Consider the following 18,967-nt stretch of genomic DNA (forward strand, 5'->3'; position numbering starts at 1 on the left):
GTGGACCCGTCAGGCCCGCCGCCCACCGTCCTCCCAGCGGGCCAGCCTCCGAGGAAATCGCCATGAGCACCATTGAAAAGCTGCCCGTCAACCACCGCTACGCCACCATCAGCACGGAAACCACCGGCAACGACGATGCCCATTGGCTGTTCATGCATGCCGATGCCGCCAGCGGCATCCGCCCGTGCTGCCGCAAGGACATGCTCGATGAAATGTGGAACTTCATGAGCGCGATCACCCGCAGCCCGGCCGAGCGCAACAGCGGCAAGCTGCGCCATTTCGTGCTCGCCTCCGATGCCAATGCCTACAACCTGGGCGGCGATCTGGACCTGTTCACCCGCCTGATCCGCGAGGGCAACCGCGACCGCCTGCTGACCTATGCGCAGCGTTGCGTGGAAGGCGTGCACCACCTGCACACCGGCTTCGGTGGCGACGTGCGCTCGATCGCGCTGATCCAGGGCGATGCCCTCGGCGGCGGCCTGGAGATGGCGCTGGCCTGCCACACCATCGTGGCCGAGGAAGGCTGCGGCATGGGCCTGCCGGAAGTGCTGTTCGGGCTGTTCCCGGGCATGGGCGCCTATTCCTTCCTGTGCAAGCGCGTGGCCCCCCAGCTGGCCGAGAAGATCATCCTCGACGGCCGCGTGTATTCCTCTGAAGAGATGCATGCCATGGGCGTGGTCGATGTGCTGGTGCCCAAGGGCCAGGGCGTCAAGGCCGTGGAAGATCTGATCCGCCAGCACCAGCGCATTCCGCATTCGTATCTGGCGATGAACGCCGCGCGCAACCTGGCCCAGGCCGTGCGCTATGACGAACTGCTGGAAATCACCAAGGTCTGGGTGGACTCCGCCCTTGCGCTGGGCGACAAGTCGCTGCGCACCATGGACCGCCTGATCAAGGCCCAGACCCGCCGCGCCACCCTCGACGTCGCCTGAGCCATCCCCTCCCCTGTGTTGTTCAAGCCCGGCTGCCGCCGGGCTTTTTTTTATTGCAGCCCCACTCAGCGCATGTCGCCGCCGTCGTCGGCCTGCCCCTGCGCCTTGCGCTGCGCACGCGCATCCAGCGCCTGCCGGCCTTCCTTGATGCCCGCCTGCAGCAGGGTCACGCGCTGCCGCCATTCACTCTTGAGCTGCCAGTCGGCCATGCGCATCAGATCTCCCGCACGGTTGGCAACGCGGACCAGGCCCAGATTGCTGGCCACGCCCTTGATTGCGTGCGCCTGCTCGCGGAAATGGACCCAGTCGCTGCGCTCGCCGTCGGCCAGCGCCACGCCGATGCACTGGTCGGCATCGGCCAGGCATTGGCGGATGAACTCGCGTTCGAAACCGTCGCCCATGCCGAGCGAGGCCAGCTCGTCGAGCACGCCCGGGTCCAGTACACCATCCAGCGCGGTAGCGGTACGCACGATCGGTGCGCTGGCCTTGAGCTGGCCGTTGGAGGCGATATCGGCAAGCACATCCAGCAGCCGCACCGCGACCACGGGCTTGGCCAGGAACGTATGCGCGCCGGCCTGCGTGCAGCGTTGGATGGCCTCGGGCGTGACGTCGGCGCTGAGCACCAGCACCGGTGTGCGCGGACCGCCACCGGCCTGCATCACGCGCAGTTCCTTGAGCATGTCCAGGCCGCTCATGCCGGGCATGTGCAGATCCACGATGGCCGCATCGAAATCACTCTCGGCCATCGCATCGAGCACCGCTTCACCGCCGTTGACGCACAGCACCTTGTGGCCGGCTTTCTGCAGCAGGCGCTGCAGCACCATCCGGTTGGCCTCGTGATCGTCAGCGACCAGGATGTGCATGCTGCGCACGCGCGCGCGGTGGCGCAGGAACGGGTCGGCGAACGCAATGACATTGCCGTTGCGGTCCGGCAGCCCGTCGCCGACCAGCGCCGGGGTGACCGTGCCCAGCGGCACGCGCGGCGGCGCGAACGGCAGCTCGAACCAGAAATGGCTGCCCTGCGGCGGGTTCTCTTCGTAGCCGATGTCCCCGCCCATCGCCTCGACCAGGCCCTTGGCGATGGTCGTGCCCAGGCCGGTGCCTTCGTGGCGGCGCGCCATGCTGACGTCGGCCTGCTCGAACGCTTCGAACAGGCGCGGGCGCATCTCCGGGGCGACACCGATGCCGGTATCGAGGATGTCGAACCGCAGGCGCACTCCGCCGTTGGATTCGGCATCGAGCACGGCCACGCGGATTTCGACACGGCCGTGGTCGGTGAACTTGACCGCGTTGCCGGCGATGTTGAGCAGGATCTGCCGCAGGTGGCCCAGGTCACCGCGCAGCAGCGGCGGCACGGTATCGGCCACCTTGACCCGGTAATCCAGCCGCTTGGCCTTGGCCTGCGGCAGCAGGATCAACCCGATGGCCTGGATCACATCGGCCAGCGCGAAGTCCTCGGCGGTCACGCGCAGCTTGCCCGCTTCGATCGCGGAGATATCGAGCACTTCCTCCACCAGCGCCAGCAGGCTGCGCGAGGACGCCTGGATGGTGTTCACACACTCGCGCTGCTCGTCGTCGAGCTTGGTGGTGGCCAGCAGCTCGGTCATGCCCGACAGGCCGTTGAGCGGCGTGCGGAACTCGTGGCTCATGTTGGCCAGGAAACGGCTCTTGGCCTCGCTCGCGCGGCGTGCCTCGGCCATCGCACGGGTGAGCTGGCGCAGCAGCGTGGAGAAATACAGCGGCACTGCCGCCAGGCCCAGCCACAGGCCGAATGCCAGCCGCGCGTTCTGATGCCAGTACGGGGTCAGCAGTGCGGTGCTGCCGAAGCTGACCATCGCCATCGCCACCGCGACGTACAGATAGTTGTTGCCGTAGCGCATGCCGTTGCCGACCGTCACCCACATCACCACGATGTAGACCCAGGCCAGTGGCTCGCCCATCTGCACCATGCCGGCGGCGATCAGCCCGTAATCGGCGAGCATGCCGGCCACGCGGCGCGGGTCCGAGCGCCCCGGCCGCCACAGCAGCCAGCCGAACAGCCCCAGCGAGAGGGTCAGGCCGGTCAGCACGATCGCCAGCACCCCGTGGTACTGCGCCGGGGGCAGGTCGTGACGCGGCCCCGGCATGAGCACATACAGCAGGATCAGGGTGATCAGCACGATGCGCACGATCGCCTGGCCGTGTTCGGTATCCGGGCGCTGCGCCAGGCGGTGCTTCAGGCGCGGGTACAGACGACGCATATCACATCCCCGGGCGGGATGACGCGGTGGAGTGCTGTGCGCAGATCTCATCAAGCTGGAGGCGGCCGCGCAGCAGGGCATCGACGCAGCGCGGATCGAACAACCGGCCCCGCTGGGCATACAGATACGCCAGCGTGGCTTCCATGGTCCATGCTTCCTTGTACGGACGCGGTGAGATCAGCGCGTCGAACACATCGGCCACCGCCACGATCCGCGCTTCCAGCGGAATCGCATCGCCGACCAGCCCATCCGGGTAGCCGCTGCCGTCGTAGCGCTCATGGTGGCGCAGCGCGATCAGGGCCCCGACCTGGATGAAACGGTTCTGGCTGCCACTCAGCAGCTCGTAGCCGATCCGCGGGTGCCGACGCATGATCGCCTGCTCCTCATCGCTCAGCTTGCCCTGTTTGAGCAGGACCGCATCGGGAATGGCGATCTTGCCCATGTCGTGCAGGGGCGCGGCCATCTCGATCAGCTTGACCTCTTCTTCCGGCAGCCCGAGCTGCTCGGCGATCAGCCCGGCGACATGGGCCATGCGCTCCAGGTAGGCACTGGTGCCGGCATCACGGAATTCGATCGCCCGCGCCAGCCGCGACAGTGTTTCGCGCTCGCGCTCCTCCACCTCGTGCATGCTGGCCAGCAGGCGCTGCTCCAGCGACAGCGCGCGCTGCTTGACGTTCTCCGACTGCTGGCGCAGCTGCAACAGGTTGTAGCAGCGCGCGCGCAGTTCGCGCGGGCGGATGGGCTTGACCAGGAAATCGATCACCCCGGCCTCCAGCGCGGCCTGGCGGATCGGCTCGTCGCCGACCACGGTGATCAGGATCACGGGGATGTCGCGGTGCTTGGGCAGGCGGCGGAAACGGCGGGCGAACTCCAGCCCGTCCATCTCCGGCATGCGGTAATCGAGCAACAGCAGATCCACGGCGTGCGACTCGCACCAGGCAAGCGCCGTCAGCGGATCGCCGAAGTCGTGCACAGACAGTTCCGGCGCGATGTCCTCGATGACATGGCGCAGCATGGTACGCGCGGACGTCTGATCGTCAACGATGACAATATTCAAGGCTGCTTCTGCCTTCTTCCTTGACCACACTGGAACATGCTGCGAAGAGGATACTCCGCCGCTCTGCACACTGGCACCTTGCATCAGTCCGCCTCCCGTCATGAACACCCCAGTTCATGATCGTCGTCACAGTGTGACGCCGGTGTCGGCGTCTCCCTGCAACCCGTCATGGTCTGTGGCCATCACGCCATAGCGCCTGTTAAGGCCACGCAGAAACCATACCCGCGCGGCCACGGCAGCGGAACCCCCGCGCCGGACGTGCCCCAAGCACGCCCGGACCCAGGTCTCAGTTTTCCGGACGCATGTACGGGAACAGCAGCACGTCGCGGATCGAACCGCTGCCGGTCAGCAGCATCACCAGACGGTCGATGCCGATGCCCAGGCCGCCGGTCGGGGCCATGCCGTACTCCAGCGCGCGGATGTAATCGGCGTCGTAGTGCATGGCCTCGTCATCGCCGCCTTCCTTGGCCGTGACCTGGGCCTGGAACCGGGCGGCCTGGTCTTCCGGGTCGTTCAGCTCGGAGAAGCCGTTGGCCAGCTCCTTGCCGTTGATGAACAGCTCGAAGCGGTCGGTGTAGCCGGGCTGGTCATCGTTGGCGCGGGCCAGCGGCGAGACCTCGACCGGGTGGTCGGTGATGAAGGTCGGCTGGATCAGGGTGTGCTCGACGGTGGCCTCGAAGATCTCCAGCAGCAGCTTGCCCCAGCCGTAGGACGGCTTGATGCGGATCTTCAGGCGCTCGCAGTGGGCGGCCAGCGCATCGCGGTCGGTGCAGTCGGCGGCGCTGATCTCCGGGTTGTGGTGGCGCACCGCCTCGTCCATGCGCCAGCGGCGGAACGCCGGGGCCAGGTCGATCGTGGCACCGTCCCACTCCACCGTGGTGGTGCCCAGCACCTTGCTGGCCACGTCACGGATCACGCCTTCGGTCAGGTCCATCACTTCGGTGTACGTGGCGTAGGCCTCGTACAGCTCCATCATGGTGAATTCCGGGTTGTGGCGGGTGCTCACGCCCTCATTGCGGAAGTTGCGGTTGATCTCGTACACGCGCTCCAGGCCACCCACGACCAGGCGCTTGAGGTACAGCTCCGGGGCCACGCGCAGGTACAGGTCCAGGTCCAGCGCGTTGTGGTGGGTGGTGAACGGCTTGGCCGTGGCGCCGCCGGGGATGTAATGCATCATCGGCGTTTCGACTTCCAGGAAGTCGCGGTTGTCCAGCCACGCGCGCATGGCGCGGATGATCCGCGAGCGCTTGATGAACACCTCGCGCGACTCCGGGGTCACGATCAGGTCGACATAGCGCTGGCGGTAGCGCTGCTCCACGTCGGCCAGGCCGTGCCACTTGTCCGGCAGCGGGCGCAGCGACTTGGTCAGCAGGCGGATGCTGGTGGCCTTCACCGACAGCTCACCGGTCCTGGTCCGGGTCAGCCCGCCCTCCACGGCGATGATGTCGCCCACGTCCCAGCCCTTGAAGGCGGTGTAGGCATCGCCCAGCGTGCTGCCCTGCAGGAACAGCTGGATGCGGCCGGACTCGTCCTGGATCTGGGCGAAGCTGGCCTTGCCCATCACGCGCTTGGCCATCAGGCGGCCGGCCATCTTGACCTGGCGGTCGCTGGCCTCCAGCGCTTCGGCGGTCCACTGCTCTGCATCGGCGAACTCGGCCTGCAGGGTGCCGGCGAAGTGCTCGCGGCGGAAATCGTTCGGGTAGGCAATGCCCTGCCCGCGCAGGGCGGTCAGTTTCGCGCGGCGCTCGGCGATGAGGCTGTTCTCGTCGACGGGGGGCTGCGGCGCGGCGGTCTGATCGTTCATGGCGTGGGTCTATGTCTGTCGGGGGGGAGGTACGGTCCCCGCCATCATGCCGATGGTCGGGGCGGATTGCGAAACCGGGCGCGGCCCGGGCACAACGGATCGGGGCCGCGCGTGGCGGCCCCGACGGTCAGGCGTCGGTGCGTTTGGCACCCACGGCCAGGCCGGACTTCAGGCTGGCTTCGACGAATTCGTCGAGGTCGCCGTCCAGCACCTTCTGCGTATCGGAGCGTTCGATGCCGGTGCGCAGGTCCTTGATGCGGCTCTGGTCGAGCACGTAGTTGCGGATCTGGCTGCCCCAGCCGATGTCGGACTTGGTGGCTTCCACCGCGTCACGCTCGGCATTGCGCTTCTGGATCTCCAGCTCATACAGCTTGGCGGCCAGCATCTTCATCGCGTTGTCGCGGTTCTGGTGCTGGCTGCGGCCGGTCTGGCAGGCCACGACCGTATTGGTCGGGATGTGCGTGATACGCACCGCCGATTCGGTCTTGTTGACGTGCTGGCCACCGGCGCCGGAGGAGCGGTACACATCGGTGCGCAGGTCGGCGGGGTTGATGTCGATCTCGATGTTGTCATCGACTTCCGGCGACACGAACACCGAGGTGAAGCTGGTGTGGCGGCGGTTGTCCGAATCGAACGGCGACTTGCGCACCAGGCGGTGCACGCCGGTTTCGGTCTTCAACCAGCCGTAGGCGTAATCGCCTTCCACGCGCAGGGTGGCCGACTTGATGCCGGCGACGTCGCCACCGGACACTTCCATCAGCTCGGTCTTCCAGCCGCGCGATTCGCACCAGCGCAGGTACATGCGCAGCAGGATCTCGGCCCAGTCCTGGGCTTCGGTACCACCGGCACCGGCCTGGATATCGACGAACGCCGCGGCGTTGTCCATCTGCCCGGAGAACATGCGCTGGAACTCCAGCTGCTCCACGTGCTTCTGGTACTTGTCCAGGTCGCTGACCACGGCCAGGGCGGTTTCTTCGTCCTGTTCGCTTTCGGCCAGTTCCAGCAGTTCGCCCGACTCGGTCAGGCCGTCGAGGATCGTGGCGATGCCGCCGACGGTCTTGTCCAGATTGGCGCGTTCGCGGCCAAGGTTCTGGGCGTACTCGGCGTTGTTCCAGATATCCGGGTTTTCCAGTTCCCGGGTTACTTCTTCCAGACGCTCTTTCTTGGCGTCGTAGTCAAAGATACCCCCTGAGCGAGAGCACGCGATCGGTGAGATCGGTGATGCGCTGGCGGACAGGATTGAGCTCGATCATGTCGGCGATTAATGCGTGCGAAAAGACTGTCCATCATAGCCTATCCGGGCCTTTCCGGCGGTGGCCGGGGCGGCAGGTACCCGCCGGCGGGCAGGAAAGCGAGATCGCTGAACACGGGCGCCCGGCCAGACGGTAGACTTCGGCCCCGCCGCGCGGCCCCCTGCCCGCGGCGTCCCCCAACGCACTAAATGGAGCACCACCCCGATGAGGACGTCATCCTCCGCCCTGCTGCTGGCCTTCGCCTGCCTGACCGCCTCCACCGCCGCTTCGGCCCTGGACCTCAAGCAGCTGACCAGCACCGGCCTGAAGGCCGGCCAGGCGCTCACCCTGTCCGACCAGGACGTGGCCAAGGCCGCCGACGAAGCCTGCGTCTACATGGACCAGCAGAACAAGGTCGCCCCCGCCAACTCGCCCTACGCCCAGCGCCTGGCCAGGATCACCCAGGGCCTGGCCAATGAAGACGGCATGAACCTCAACTTCAAGGTCTACTTGACCGACGACGTCAATGCCTGGGCCATGGCCAACGGCTGCGTGCGCGTGTACTCGGGCCTGATGGACATGGCCTCGGACGACGAAGTGCGTGGCGTGATCGGCCACGAGATCGGCCACGTCAAACTGGGCCACTCCAAGACCAAGATGCGTACCGCACTGCTGGCCTCGGCCGGTCGCGACACGCTGGCCGCCTCGGGCAATGCCAATATCGCCACCCTGACTCAGGGCCAGCTCGGCGAACTGGCCGAGGGCTTCGTCAACGCGCAGTTCTCGCAGAAGGAAGAAAGCGCTGCCGACGAATACGGCTACCGCTTCATGAAGCGCCACCAGTACGACCCGGCCGCCCTGGCCAGCATGTTCCGCAAGCTGTCCAGCAAGGGCGGCCTGATGTCCTCCCACCCGGGCTCGGAAGCCCGCGCCGGGCGCATCGACGCGATGATCAAGAAAGACAGCAAGCGCTGAGTTCTCTGCCGGCACCCTGCTCCGCCAGGGTGCCGGTCAGCCAGGCCGGGTCAGGCCGTTGCCTGCACCGCCAGCGCCTGCCGGAACGAGGGCAGCTGCCGGCGACTGCACGGTACACGCCCACCATCGTCCATGTGCAGCAAGGCTTCGCCCCCGTCCAGCGGCTCGATCGAGACTAGGTGCCGCACGTTCACCAGCCAGCTGCGGTGGGCGCGCACGAACACGGCCGGATCCAACCGTTCTTCCAGTGCCGCCATGGTGCTGCGCAGCGGGTAGTCGTGCCCGCGCACCCGCAGATTGACGTAGTTGCCGGCCGCCTGGGCGTACTCGATATCACCGGTGGCGACCAGGAAGTCGCGCCCCAGCTTGCGCACCAGGAACCGTTCCGGACGCTCCACGGCGTCCACCGGCGGAGCATCGTCCGGCGCGGCCAGCAGATGCGCCTCGCCCTGCCGGCGCCGCCCGAACCAGCTGAAGAAGTGCTCGATCGCCACGAAGGTGAAGAACGCACGCACATCCTTGAGGTACTCGTACACCAGGCGTACCGGCCAGCTGGCATCGTCCTGGTAGTGGTAGCCGAGCGCGGCATAAGCGAGATGGCGCAGCCCCATCATCCCGGTGACATGCACCAGCGACCACGCCACGCTGGCCAGCAGGTACAGCGGCAGGCGGCGCTTCCAGGTATCGGCATGCAGCGGCCAACGCTGGCAGCCCCACCACAGGACCGGCAGCGTCAGCAGGATCATCGTGACGCTGCTCAGCTCCCAGATCATCGGCTGCCACAGGCCCAGGTCTTCGCCACGGCGCCCCGCATCCATCACTTCCACCAGCGCATTGGCCACCGCGGTGGTCAGCAGGATCACCGACCACACCAGCATCCGCGCACCCGGCTGCCACCGCGCGGCACGTCCGTTCGCCATTGAATCGTCCATTCGCAAAAGGTCGTCAGCCTGACTCATCACGCCATGGTAGTGCGCCCCGCCCATCCCTTGGCCACCGCCATTGGTCACTTGGCACCCACGGCAGAGCCCTTTGGCGTGGCCGAACCCCCTGCCAGTGCGCACCGTGGAGGCTCCTGCCCTCCCTGCCCCGTCCATGCCACGCCGCCACGACATCGACGCCCTGCGCGTACTCGCCTTCGCCCTGCTCATCCTGTATCACACCGCCATGGCCTACGTGGACGGCTGGGGGTTCCATCTCAAGAGCGACCACACCGCCGAGTGGCTGCAATGGCCGATGCTGCTGGTCAACCGCTGGCGGATGCAGCTGTTGTTTCTGCTCTCGGGCATCGCCATCGCCTTGATGCGGCCGGAGACACGCATCGTGCGCTTTGCCGTGCTGCGCTCGTGGCGGTTGCTGGTGCCGCTGGTGTTCGGGATGTGGGTGGTGGTGCCGATCCAACCCTACTGCGAGGCAGTGACCAACGGCCGCATCGAGCCCGGCTTCGGCGCGTTCCTGCTGCGCTACTGGCAGATGCCGGCCTGGCCGCAGGACAGCTTTGCCGGCTGGCAGCTGCGCATCACCTGGAACCACCTGTGGTACCTGGCCTACCTGTGGGTCTACACGCTGATGCTGGCCTTGCTGATGCCCGTCCTGGATACCGCTGCCGTGCATCGCGCCGTGGAGCGCTTCGCCCGTGCGCCGGCGCCGCTGCTGATCGGGGTGCCCAGCCTGCTCTCCTTCGGCTGGGTGGCCTGGCTCGATCCCCGGTTCCCGTCCACCAACCTGCTGTTCGGCGATTGGTACCAGCACGCCAAGTACGGCACGGTATTCCTCGCCGGCTACCTGCTTGCCCGCGCCACCCCGTTCTGGGCGCGCGTGGTCGAGCTGCGCAGGAGCACCCTGTGGGTGGCAGCCGTTGCGGCGAGCTGGTACTTCGGCATCCGCCTCCTGGGGCGGGTGTTGCCGGCCGATTCGGTGCTGCGGCAGTGGCCGGACAGTGTCTGGACGCTGCAGGTGATGGCCAGCCAGTCGCTGTACCTGTGGGCCGTGCTGCTGACCCTGCTCGGCTGGGCCAAGGTGTATCTGGATCGCCCGTTCCGCTGGCTGCCGTACTGCACCGAGGCGGTGTATCCCTGGTACATCCTGCACCAGAGCCTGATCATCGCGCTGCTGTTCTGGCTCAAACCGCTGCACCTGGGGCCATGGTGGGAGCCACTGCTGGTCCTGGCCGGAACCGTGGCGGGTTGCCTGGTGCTGCACGAAGGGCTGATCCGGCGCATCGCCTGGCTGCGTCCTCTTTTCGGACTGCGCCGGGAGCCGCTATCGTTGCCGGTCACGCGGGCGGTGGCCCGGCACTGAGGAATACGGATGTTCCAGACCCATTGGCATGTGTGGCTGCAGTCCTTCTTCGATGCAGCGTGGATGTTGCCGCTGATGAACTTCGTCAGCGCGCTGGGCTACGAATGGGCGTACGTGCTGTTGATCGTGGTCTGCAGCTTCGGGGTGCGTCTGCGCGCGGGGTTGGGCATCATGATGGCGGCACTGCTGATGTCGATGGCCACGCACGCGATCAAGCAGGGTGCCGCCCTGCCCCGCCCCAGCGATGTCGACATCCACGTGCTGGACAAGGGCCGGCCGGACCACGCGCTGGTCGCCGATGGCGCCGCCGGATCGTTCTGGACGCTGCCGACCGATGAAGCGATTGCCGCCCTGCGTGCACAGCCGGATCCGGACTACGGATTCATCAGTGGTCATGTGGGCGTGGCCACGGCGGCGATGACGGCGCTGGTGCTGTGCTTCGGCATCCGCAGCCGCGGCTGGCGGCTCGCACTGCTGATCGGATGGCCGCTGTTGATGGCGCTGTCACGCATGTACCTGGGCCGGCACTTCCTGTCCGATGTGCTGGGCGGCTGGCTGGTCGGGATGGCCTTGGGCTGGCTTGCCTGGCAGTGCCTGCCAGCGCCCGCGCGCCGTAATCGAACCCGCCACCTCATCCTCGCCACCCTCGGCGTCGGCGTGACGGCAGCGGCGCTGACGACCGAGTTCGTCCCGGCAGACAGCGCGGGGCGGTATCTGGGGCTGCTGCTGGTGTTCGCCTTCCTGCACTGGCGCGGCTGGCCGCTGGATCCGTACACACCGTGGCAGCGGATCGGGCGCGTCATGGCCGTCATCGGGCTGTATCTCGTCATCAGCCCCGTGCTGGAGGCAGTCGCCGTCGCACTGGCACTCCCTGACGCAGCGGTGGTGGAGGTGGTGTTCGATGCCATCGGCAACGCGGCGATCTTCATGGGCGGCATTGCCCTGGCGGGGTACTGGCCGCTGGCGGCGCGCAGCCTGCCTCGGGCCACCGCCGTCAAATAAACGGCGGCGGCCTCACGGATTCCGCTTGCGGGGGCTCACTTCACCTCGAACTCCCCGACCAGCACCGTTTCCGCACGGTCCTTCAACCGCAGCGTGACCTGCTGGTCGCGCTGGTCGCGGCTGCCCCATCGGGTGCTCAGGCGCAGCATCAAGGTGGTGGCGCCGGTGACCAGCTGCTCGCGGCTGCCGAAGTAGTTCGCTTCGATCCGGTAGATGCCCGGCTTGGCATCGCGCAACGAGAACTGCTCCGGGCCATAGCCGCCGGTGAAGTCCTGCGACATCTGCCCGCCCTGGTAGGTCAGCCGGTTGCCGTAGTAGGCGCGCTCGCCATTGGGATCGGTGACCCACAGGTCCATGTCGCTGTTGTCGCTGTCCCAGCTCAGCACCACGCGCAGGTCCAGCGGCATCGCACGGCGCAGGCGTGGATCGATGGCCGAGGCGTCCACACGCTCGCGCGCGATCAGCCGGGTCAGTTCGTCCAGCGCGATCAGCGAGATGCCGTCGAACCGCCCATCCCACGGGCGCACCACCACTTCATACAGCGATGCCACCGCCGCCTGGTGCTGCCCGGCCGCTTCCAGGGCCAGGCCCAGGTCACGGAAACTCTGCGGCTCTTCCTCGCCCATCGCCAGCACCTGGCGGAACACCGGCACCGCCAGCGCGGGCGCCTTGGCCTGCATAAGGCGATAGCCGAGCACGCGCAGCACGTGGCGGTTTTCCAGTTCCATCTCGGCGAGGTTGGAGAGCACGCGCAGGGCCAGCTCCCGCTGTCCGCTGGCCAGCAGCAGATCGGCCACGTCCAGATAGAACGCGCTGCTGCCGGCGTGCTGTTCGCGCTCCTGCAGGTACAGCGGATACAGCTGCGCCGGCGTGGCATCGCGCAGGCGGCGCGCATAGGCCGAATCCGGTGCCCACGGTGCCAGCGTCAGTGTGATCTGGCCGCTGTTGGCCCTGGGTGCCGATTTGGGGCGACGCTCGGAGGTGGCCTCCGCCTCATCGGCCGCCGCCGAGGCGGTCAGCTCGACACGGTCCAGCGCCATCGGCGCTGCAGGTGCCGGCGGTGGCGCGGCCATCGCCATGGCCACCGACGCGGCGACGGATCGGGATTCCTGCTTGGGCTGCGGCGGCGTATCTTTTGGCCAGCGGGTATTCCACCACTGTTCGCGCTCGGCGAACTGGCCGGCGATGCCATCCAGGCGGCGCTTCCGCTCGGTTGCCACGTCGGCCACCGTCAACGCATGGCGCTGGTCGTAGGCCGCGCGCAGCGGGGCCGGCGGGCGGATGCCATAGCGCAGATAGTCCTCCAGCGTCTCCAGGACCAGCAGCGACGTATCGGCCGTCACGATCCCGAACTGCCGGGCCAGCGCTTTGGCGGCCGGCGCCCCGGCGGAGTCCGCCGCCAGTGCTGCCAACCGGTCATTCGCCCACGCGTGAGCGACCAGGCCGCCGTCGACCGCACGCGCGTTCGCGACGTTGAGCGTGACCGGCTGCGGATCGCTGTCGCCACCACGCAGGGACAGCAGCACCGTCGCATCGGGACGCAGCACGCGGCCGGTGACGCGAATCCAGCCCTGCGCAGCCCGCGAGGCATCCACGCTCACGTCCTCCACGCCACGTGCCAGCACATCGGTCACTTCGGCGGGCTGCCGCAGCAGCAGCGGCATTACCGTCTCCACCTCCGCCTCGTCGCGCAGCTGCAGCAGCTGACCATGATGGGCGCTGGTCCACGCACGAAGGCGCGGCGCGTCGGTCTTCGCACCGGCGCTGCTCAATGCATACAGGCGCTGATCGGGCGACAGGGTGGGCAACGTCTGGCGGCCATAGTTGGCCAGGCCATCGCTGACCAGCAGGTACTCGCCGATCGTGCGGTTCGGCGTCCAGTCGCCCAGCGCACTGGCGCCATCATGAGGCAGCGCCAGCAGGTACTCGCGCAGCGCCGACCAGTTGCCCCGGGTGATCGGGAACTCGCGCGGCGCTTCGCTGCGGTCACGCAGCACCGTCAGCTGGACCTGGCCCGTGCCGAACGCCTGGAAATAGCGGTCCAGCACGGCCAGTTCAGCCGCACGGTTACGCGTACCGGCCGAACCGGAGGCATCCCAGAGCAGACCGATGCGCGCAGGCAGGACGCGCGCGGCGGTCGGGGGGCGGACCGGCACGCTGGCCAGCAGATAGCGCTGCCCATCCTGCAGCCCGGTGACCACGTCAGTGCTGCGCGCGAGCGGCAGGCTCCATTGCAGTTGGGCAGGCAGGTCCGCGCCTCGCCCCTGCCACTGCGCCGCGTAGGCATCGGTCTTCAACGTAAACCCGAGAGGATGGACGCCCACGCCGACCGGCTTGCCGGTCCCACTGGTCTCCAACCGCAGCGTCACTTGCTCGGCCTGGCGTGCGAAGGACACCGGCAGTGACCAGTGCACACCCTGCGGCACGGGCGGCAGGCTGTCACGCAGCACCAGCCGCACACGCCGCTCGCCACGCGCCGGGATCGGATACATGCGCAGCCGGAACTGGTTGCCGGCGGTCTGTTCCAGCAGACCCGGATCGACCTGGCGGCGTTCGATTGCCTCGAAGACCTGGCGTCCCTGCGCCTTGGGTACCGGCACCGCATCGCGAAGCGTGCCATCGATATCCAGTGCGAAACCGGCCACCTGCTGGCCGTAGGCCAAGGGAAATTCCAGCTGCCCTTCCAGCACGCGCGCATTGGGATTGTGGAAGGTCAATTCGATCGTGGTTTCGCCGAGCCCTGCCACGACGCGGCTGTCGATGCGGGCCTCGGTCAACCGCACCGGCACCTCGGCACCGGCGACCTGCAGGATGGGTGAGCGTGGCGAGGGAAAACGCCGTGGCTGTGCGTGGGCGCTGGGCAGCTGCCAGCACAGCAGCGCGAGCAGACCGATACTGCGCAGTGCGAGTCCCATGTGACGCTCCTGATCCGATGACCCTCCATTGAACGCACCGCGATCCGCAACGGGGTTGAGCGGTGGCAATCGCCTGTTCCGGTCATGGACGCCTCATCCGCGCTCGGCCAAGATCGCTCTCCACGGATTGATGGACCAAGGATGCCGCATGCGCCTGTTGTTGACCGCCCCGCTGTTGTTGGGGCTCGCCCTGCCCGGTAACGCCGCCGCCCCCATCGAGGGCGTGACGTTCACCCACCACGACTGGACGCTGGCCTGCGACAACACCCGCACCTGCCGCGCCGCCGGTTATCAGGCCGATGACAATGGCGGCGACCCGGTCTCGATCCTGCTCACCCGCGCGGGCGGGCCGGATCAACCGGTCCACGCGGAACTGATGCTCGGCCAGTACGACGACAACACGGCCACCAAGCGGCTCAGCCTGAGTATCAATGGCACCTCGCTGGGCCCGATGCAGTTCGATGCCGCCGAGGGCACCGCCAACTTTTCCGCGAAGCAACTCGCTGCCCTGCTCGCTTCGCTGGCACGCAACAGCCGCATCGAGCTTATGGGCGACGATGGCGCGCGCTGGACGGTTTCCGATCAGGGCGCCTCGGCCGTGCTGTTGAAGATGGATGCGTTCCAGGGCCGCCTGGGCACACCCGGTGCGCTGATGCGCAAGGGCACGCTGGCCGAGTCCTCGGTGCCGCCCGCACTGCCGGTGCCGGTCGTGCAGCTGGGCAAGCCGGTGGCCACCCGCCCGGCGGATACGGCGCTCGCCGCGTCGCCCGCGCTGCGCGCCGCGCTGGCCGCGGTGACGTCGGCCGACGACTGCGAAGCGTTGGGCGCCGGCGGCAGCCTGTCACCGGACGGCGAACCCGAAGCGCTGACCGTACAGCGGCTCAGTGCCGACAAGCTGCTGGTGTCGCTGAGTTGCTGGCGCGGGGCCTACAACACCGGCGACGGCTACTGGGTGATCAACGACCGCGCGCCGTACCAGCCGCGGCTGGTCACCACGGCAGCCGTGGGGGATGAGGTGCGCACCATCCAGGAGGCGCAGAAGGGCCGTGGCCTCGGCGACTGCTGGTCCACCACCACGTGGGGCTGGACCGGCTCGCAGTTCGTGAAGACGGCCGATTCCAGCACCGGGTTGTGCCGCCTGGTTGCCGCCGGTGGCGCCTGGGAAATGCCGACGCTGGTGACGCAGGTACGCGAGTAAGCCGCATCCGCGCCGCCGTCACGCGTCGGCGCAGTGCTCCACAATCAACTGGATCGCGCCGCCGCCCCGGTAATCATCGCTGACCAGCCGGTAGGCGATATGCACCTGGTTGGCCGGTGCATTGCCGGTCCAGCCGCTGAAGTGGATGGCGCTGATCGGCTCGGCACGGCCGGGCACGCGCAGGCTCAGCTTGAGGTGTTTCTCTTTGAGCACCTGCCAGCGCGCCACCTGGAAGTGACCATCGAACAGTGGCTCGGGGAAGCCCTGCCCCCACGGCCCGGCCAGGCGCAGCGCCTCGGCATGGGCGAAATCCAGTTCCTGCGGCAGCAGCTCGCCATCGGTCAGCAGCAGCTGCTGCAGCGAGAGCGGGTCCAGCGTACGTTCCACCACCTCCACAAAGGCCTGCTCGAAGGCGGCCAGCTGCGCGTGCGGCAGGCTCAGCCCGGCGGCCATCGCATGCCCACCGAACTTGTCGATCAGGCCCGGGTGCGCGGCGTTGACCAAGGCCAGCGCGTCACGGATATGGAAGCCAGGGATCGAGCGCGCCGAGCCACGCAGCGAATCGCCACCTGGCTCTGAAGGCGCAAACGCAATCACCGGCCGATGCAGGCGATCTTTCATCTTCGACGCCACCAGCCCCACCACCCCCGGATGCCACTCGGCATCGAACAGGCAGGCCGCAACCGGGCGCACGCCCTCGGCACTGAGCACCGCACGGGACACGGCCAGCTCGGCGTCGTCGGTCATCAACTGCTGCACCGCACGGCGCTCGGTGTTGATCGACTCCAGCGTCGTGGCGATCTCACGCGCATGTGCGCGGTCTTCGGTGAGCAGCAGTTCGATGCCCAGCGCCATGTCTTCCAGCCGGCCGGCCGCATTCAAACGTGGGCCCAGCGCGAAACCGATGTCGCTGCCGGTCAGCCGCGAGGCATCGCGCCCGCTGGCTTCGATCAGCGCCTGCAGCCCGACGCAGCCCTTGCCGCTGCGCAGCCGGCGCAGGCCAGCCGAGACCAGGGCGCGGTTGTTGTCATCCAGCGCCACCAGATCGGCGACGGTACCGACCGCGACCAGGTCGAGCAGGGTCAGCAGGTCCGGCTCCGTGGCCGTGGCGTACGCGCCCTGCTCGCGCAGGTGGCGGCGCAGCGCCATCAACACGTAGAAGATCACCCCGACGCCGGCCAGTGCCTTGCTGGGGAACGCATCGCCGCTGATGTTGGGGTCGACGATGGCATCGGCCGGCGGCAGGTGCTCGCCCGGCAGATGATGATCGGTGACCAGTACTTTCCAGCCCAGCGCCTTGGCGGCGTTGACGCCGGCGTGGCAGGCGATGCCATGGTCGACCGTGACCAGCAGCCCGGGGTTGAGTGGGGCCAGTTCGGCCACCAGTGACGGCGACAGCCCATAGCCGTGCAGCATGCGGTTGGGCACGGCATGCACAACATCGCGCGCGCCGAGCATGCGCAGGCCGCGCACGCCAACCGCACAGGCCGTGGCGCCGTCGCAGTCGAAATCACCGACGATCAGGATGCGTTCGTTGTTGGCGATCGCATCGGCCAGCAGTGTCACCGCAGCCTGCATGCTGCCGAGCAGGTCAGGCGCAAGCAGCTGGGCCAGTTTCGGCTGGGCCTGTGCGGCATCCGTGACGCCGCGGGCGGCATACAGGCGCTGCAGCAACGGCAACATGGACGAGGGCCACTCGCTGGCGGCGGCGGCAGGACGGCGCTGGATACGGGGTGCTTCAGACTGGGTCAAAACGGGCTCGATCGATGACGTGCGCGACCATGATACTGCTCGGGGAACGCATCCACGCATGGCGTGGATCTACCCCGGAATACCGGCAGTAAAACGGTAGATCCACGCCATGCGTGGATGGCGCGCCGGAGACGGCCACTGTCCCGCGGTTCTTCGACGGACTCAGAGCTCGTGCAGTTGCACCGGCTTCTTCCAGAACCGCCAGCGCTGGGCCTTGTCGATCTCCACGCGGGTGCCGTCCTCGAAATCCAGCACCAGCCGCTTCAACTCCCCGCGTGCGATCGCCGCCAGCAACGGGCGGATCGCATCGTTGCCCAGCTGTTCCAGCGAACGCAGCTGGCGCAGGTCCACCAGGGCATCCACGGTCTGCTCGCCATCGGCCTGCAGACCCGCGGCCTTGGCCAGCGCCTGCAGCAGCGCATCGCGGCTGCGGACCTGGGCATGCGCGGTGGTCACACGTTCGGGCAGCTCACCGCCACCCCAGAACCACAGCGAATTGATCGCGCGCTTGCCCTCGCTCACGCGCTGCTGGTTCCACGCATGCTGGTGCAGCACCACCTGCGCTTCGGTCAGCAGGGCGCGCCAGCGGCGGCCGGCATCGCCTTCGGGCAGATGGGCGAATAGATCATCGCCGAGCACTTCATCCGGCTCGGCAAAGGCTGGCAGGGCCGTGCCCGGCGGAAGACGCAGGTACCAGCGCGACGGCACCGGGGCATCCAGCACGAAACCGAACCCGGCAAACAACGGCTGCAACGCCGGCAGCAGGTGCATGACATCGGCCAGATCGGGACGCAGGGTATCCCCGTGCCCCATCAGGCGGGCGCCATGCATGTCCGGCACCACGTTGGCCGGATCGGCCCGCAACCACACCGCCCCGTCGGCATCGCCGACATCCAGCTGGCGGGTCAGGGCGGCGGCAGACCACGCGTCCGGCTGCGTCTGGAAATGCCGACGCAGCTGGGCCCGTTCGCCTGCCTCGGCGCTGCGGCGCTGCGCACGCCCCAGCGCCTTGGCGACGTCATCGGGCAACGGCGCCGCCGGAAACCGGCTGCGCGCCGGCAGCAACAACGTCGCCGTGGCCATCGCGGTCAGTCCAGGTACTGGACGCTGACGATTTCGTACTCGCGCTGGCCGGCCGGCGCGTCGATGGTGACCGCATCGCCTTCCAGCTTGCCGATCAGGGCGCGCGCCAGCGGCGAGGAGATCGCGATCAGGCCCAGCTTGATGTCCGCTTCCAGGTCGCCAACGATCTGGTAGCGCTTTTCTTCATCACTCTCCACGTCCGACAACTCGACCGTGGCGCCGAACACCACCTTGCTGCCGGCGTTGAGCTTGGTGATGTCGATGATCTCGGCATGCGACAGCTCGCCTTCCAGCTGCTTGATGCGGCCTTCGATGAAGCCCTGCTCTTCGCGCGCGGCGTGGTACTCGGCGTTCTCCTTGAGATCGCCGTGCTCACGGGCCTCGGCGATCGCCGCGATGACCTTCGGGCGCTTGACCGACTTCAGGTGGTCAAGCTCTTCGCGCAGACGCTGCGCGCCCTTCAGGGTGATCGGTGC

Annotated in this window: 14 protein-coding genes; 5 read left to right on the forward strand and 9 right to left on the reverse strand. The window is 67.8% G+C overall.

What is annotated here, in order from left to right:
* Positions 1 to 62: 62 nt before the first annotated feature.
* Complete coding sequence (locus HMPREF3113_RS12125; protein ID WP_070472850.1) at positions 63 to 932, forward strand: crotonase/enoyl-CoA hydratase family protein; 870 nt, start codon at positions 63 to 65, stop codon at positions 930 to 932.
* Positions 933 to 997: 65 nt separating this feature from the next.
* Here the strand turns inward: HMPREF3113_RS12125 and HMPREF3113_RS12130 are convergent, their stop codons facing one another.
* From HMPREF3113_RS12130 to prfB, 4 genes are all read right to left on the reverse strand, one after another.
* Entirely contained in the window at positions 998 to 3,172 is a 2,175-nt protein-coding gene (locus HMPREF3113_RS12130; RefSeq protein WP_070472853.1) for an ATP-binding protein, read from the reverse strand.
* Position 3,173: 1 nt separating this feature from the next.
* Positions 3,174 to 4,313: a cyclic di-GMP phosphodiesterase response regulator RpfG gene (locus HMPREF3113_RS12135; RefSeq protein ID WP_019182944.1), complete on the reverse strand. Its 1,140-nt coding sequence runs from the start codon at positions 4,311 to 4,313 to the stop codon at positions 3,174 to 3,176.
* Between the two features lie 202 nt (positions 4,314 to 4,515).
* Positions 4,516 to 6,033: a lysine--tRNA ligase gene (lysS, locus tag HMPREF3113_RS12140; RefSeq protein WP_070472856.1), complete on the reverse strand. Its 1,518-nt coding sequence runs from the start codon at positions 6,031 to 6,033 to the stop codon at positions 4,516 to 4,518.
* Positions 6,034 to 6,160: 127 nt separating this feature from the next.
* Positions 6,161 to 7,286, reverse strand: a protein-coding gene (gene prfB, locus HMPREF3113_RS12145) for a peptide chain release factor 2 (protein ID WP_102788438.1) whose coding sequence is annotated in 2 segments (ribosomal slippage) — positions 6,161 to 7,210 and positions 7,212 to 7,286 — 1,125 coding nt in all. Because the reading frame shifts where the segments join, the coding sequence is not laid out codon by codon here.
* A gap of 204 nt (positions 7,287 to 7,490) precedes the next feature.
* Here prfB and HMPREF3113_RS12155 point away from each other — a divergent pair.
* A complete protein-coding gene (locus HMPREF3113_RS12155) occupies positions 7,491 to 8,240 on the forward strand; it encodes a M48 family metallopeptidase (RefSeq protein ID WP_019182947.1) in 750 nt (249 codons plus the stop codon).
* A gap of 50 nt (positions 8,241 to 8,290) precedes the next feature.
* Here HMPREF3113_RS12155 and HMPREF3113_RS12160 read toward each other — a convergent pair whose 3' ends face one another.
* Positions 8,291 to 9,160, reverse strand: a complete 870-nt coding sequence (locus HMPREF3113_RS12160) for a LytTR family DNA-binding domain-containing protein (protein WP_070472864.1) — start codon at positions 9,158 to 9,160, stop codon at positions 8,291 to 8,293.
* A gap of 175 nt (positions 9,161 to 9,335) precedes the next feature.
* On the opposite strand from HMPREF3113_RS12160, the gene HMPREF3113_RS12165 reads away from it, so the two are divergent.
* Together HMPREF3113_RS12165 and HMPREF3113_RS12170 are read left to right on the forward strand one after the other, a co-directional pair.
* A complete protein-coding gene (locus HMPREF3113_RS12165) occupies positions 9,336 to 10,541 on the forward strand; it encodes an acyltransferase family protein (protein ID WP_070472867.1) in 1,206 nt (401 codons plus the stop codon).
* Positions 10,542 to 10,550: 9 nt separating this feature from the next.
* Positions 10,551 to 11,543, forward strand: coding sequence for a phosphatase PAP2 family protein (locus tag HMPREF3113_RS12170; RefSeq protein WP_070472870.1), 993 nt, complete (start codon positions 10,551 to 10,553; stop codon positions 11,541 to 11,543).
* 35 nt (positions 11,544 to 11,578) lie between these two features.
* Here HMPREF3113_RS12170 and HMPREF3113_RS12175 read toward each other — a convergent pair whose 3' ends face one another.
* Positions 11,579 to 14,458 carry a VIT domain-containing protein gene (locus HMPREF3113_RS12175; RefSeq protein WP_070472873.1) on the reverse strand — a complete coding sequence of 960 codons (2,880 nt, stop codon included), beginning with the start codon at positions 14,456 to 14,458 and terminating at the stop codon, positions 11,579 to 11,581.
* A 148-nt stretch (positions 14,459 to 14,606) separates the two neighbouring features.
* Between HMPREF3113_RS12175 and HMPREF3113_RS12180 the strand changes: the two genes are divergently transcribed.
* On the forward strand, positions 14,607 to 15,656 hold the full coding sequence (locus HMPREF3113_RS12180; protein ID WP_070472877.1) for a DUF1176 domain-containing protein: 1,050 nt from the start codon (positions 14,607 to 14,609) through the stop codon (positions 15,654 to 15,656).
* Positions 15,657 to 15,674: 18 nt separating this feature from the next.
* Here HMPREF3113_RS12180 and recJ read toward each other — a convergent pair whose 3' ends face one another.
* The 3 genes from recJ to greA all read right to left on the reverse strand — a co-directional run bounded on the left by recJ (position 15,675) and on the right by greA (position 18,961).
* Entirely contained in the window at positions 15,675 to 17,339 is a 1,665-nt protein-coding gene (gene recJ, locus HMPREF3113_RS12185) for a single-stranded-DNA-specific exonuclease RecJ (protein WP_254665292.1), read from the reverse strand.
* Between the two features lie 231 nt (positions 17,340 to 17,570).
* Positions 17,571 to 18,491, reverse strand: a complete 921-nt coding sequence (locus tag HMPREF3113_RS12190; RefSeq protein ID WP_070472883.1) for a phosphoglycerate mutase — start codon at positions 18,489 to 18,491, stop codon at positions 17,571 to 17,573.
* Between the two features lie 5 nt (positions 18,492 to 18,496).
* Positions 18,497 to 18,961 carry a transcription elongation factor GreA gene (gene greA, locus HMPREF3113_RS12195; RefSeq protein WP_026069738.1) on the reverse strand — a complete coding sequence of 155 codons (465 nt, stop codon included), beginning with the start codon at positions 18,959 to 18,961 and terminating at the stop codon, positions 18,497 to 18,499.
* Positions 18,962 to 18,967: the final 6 nt, after the last annotated feature.

It is taken from the genome of Stenotrophomonas sp. HMSC10F06, assembly GCF_001807865.1.
Taxonomy (GTDB): domain Bacteria; phylum Pseudomonadota; class Gammaproteobacteria; order Xanthomonadales; family Xanthomonadaceae; genus Stenotrophomonas; species Stenotrophomonas bentonitica_A.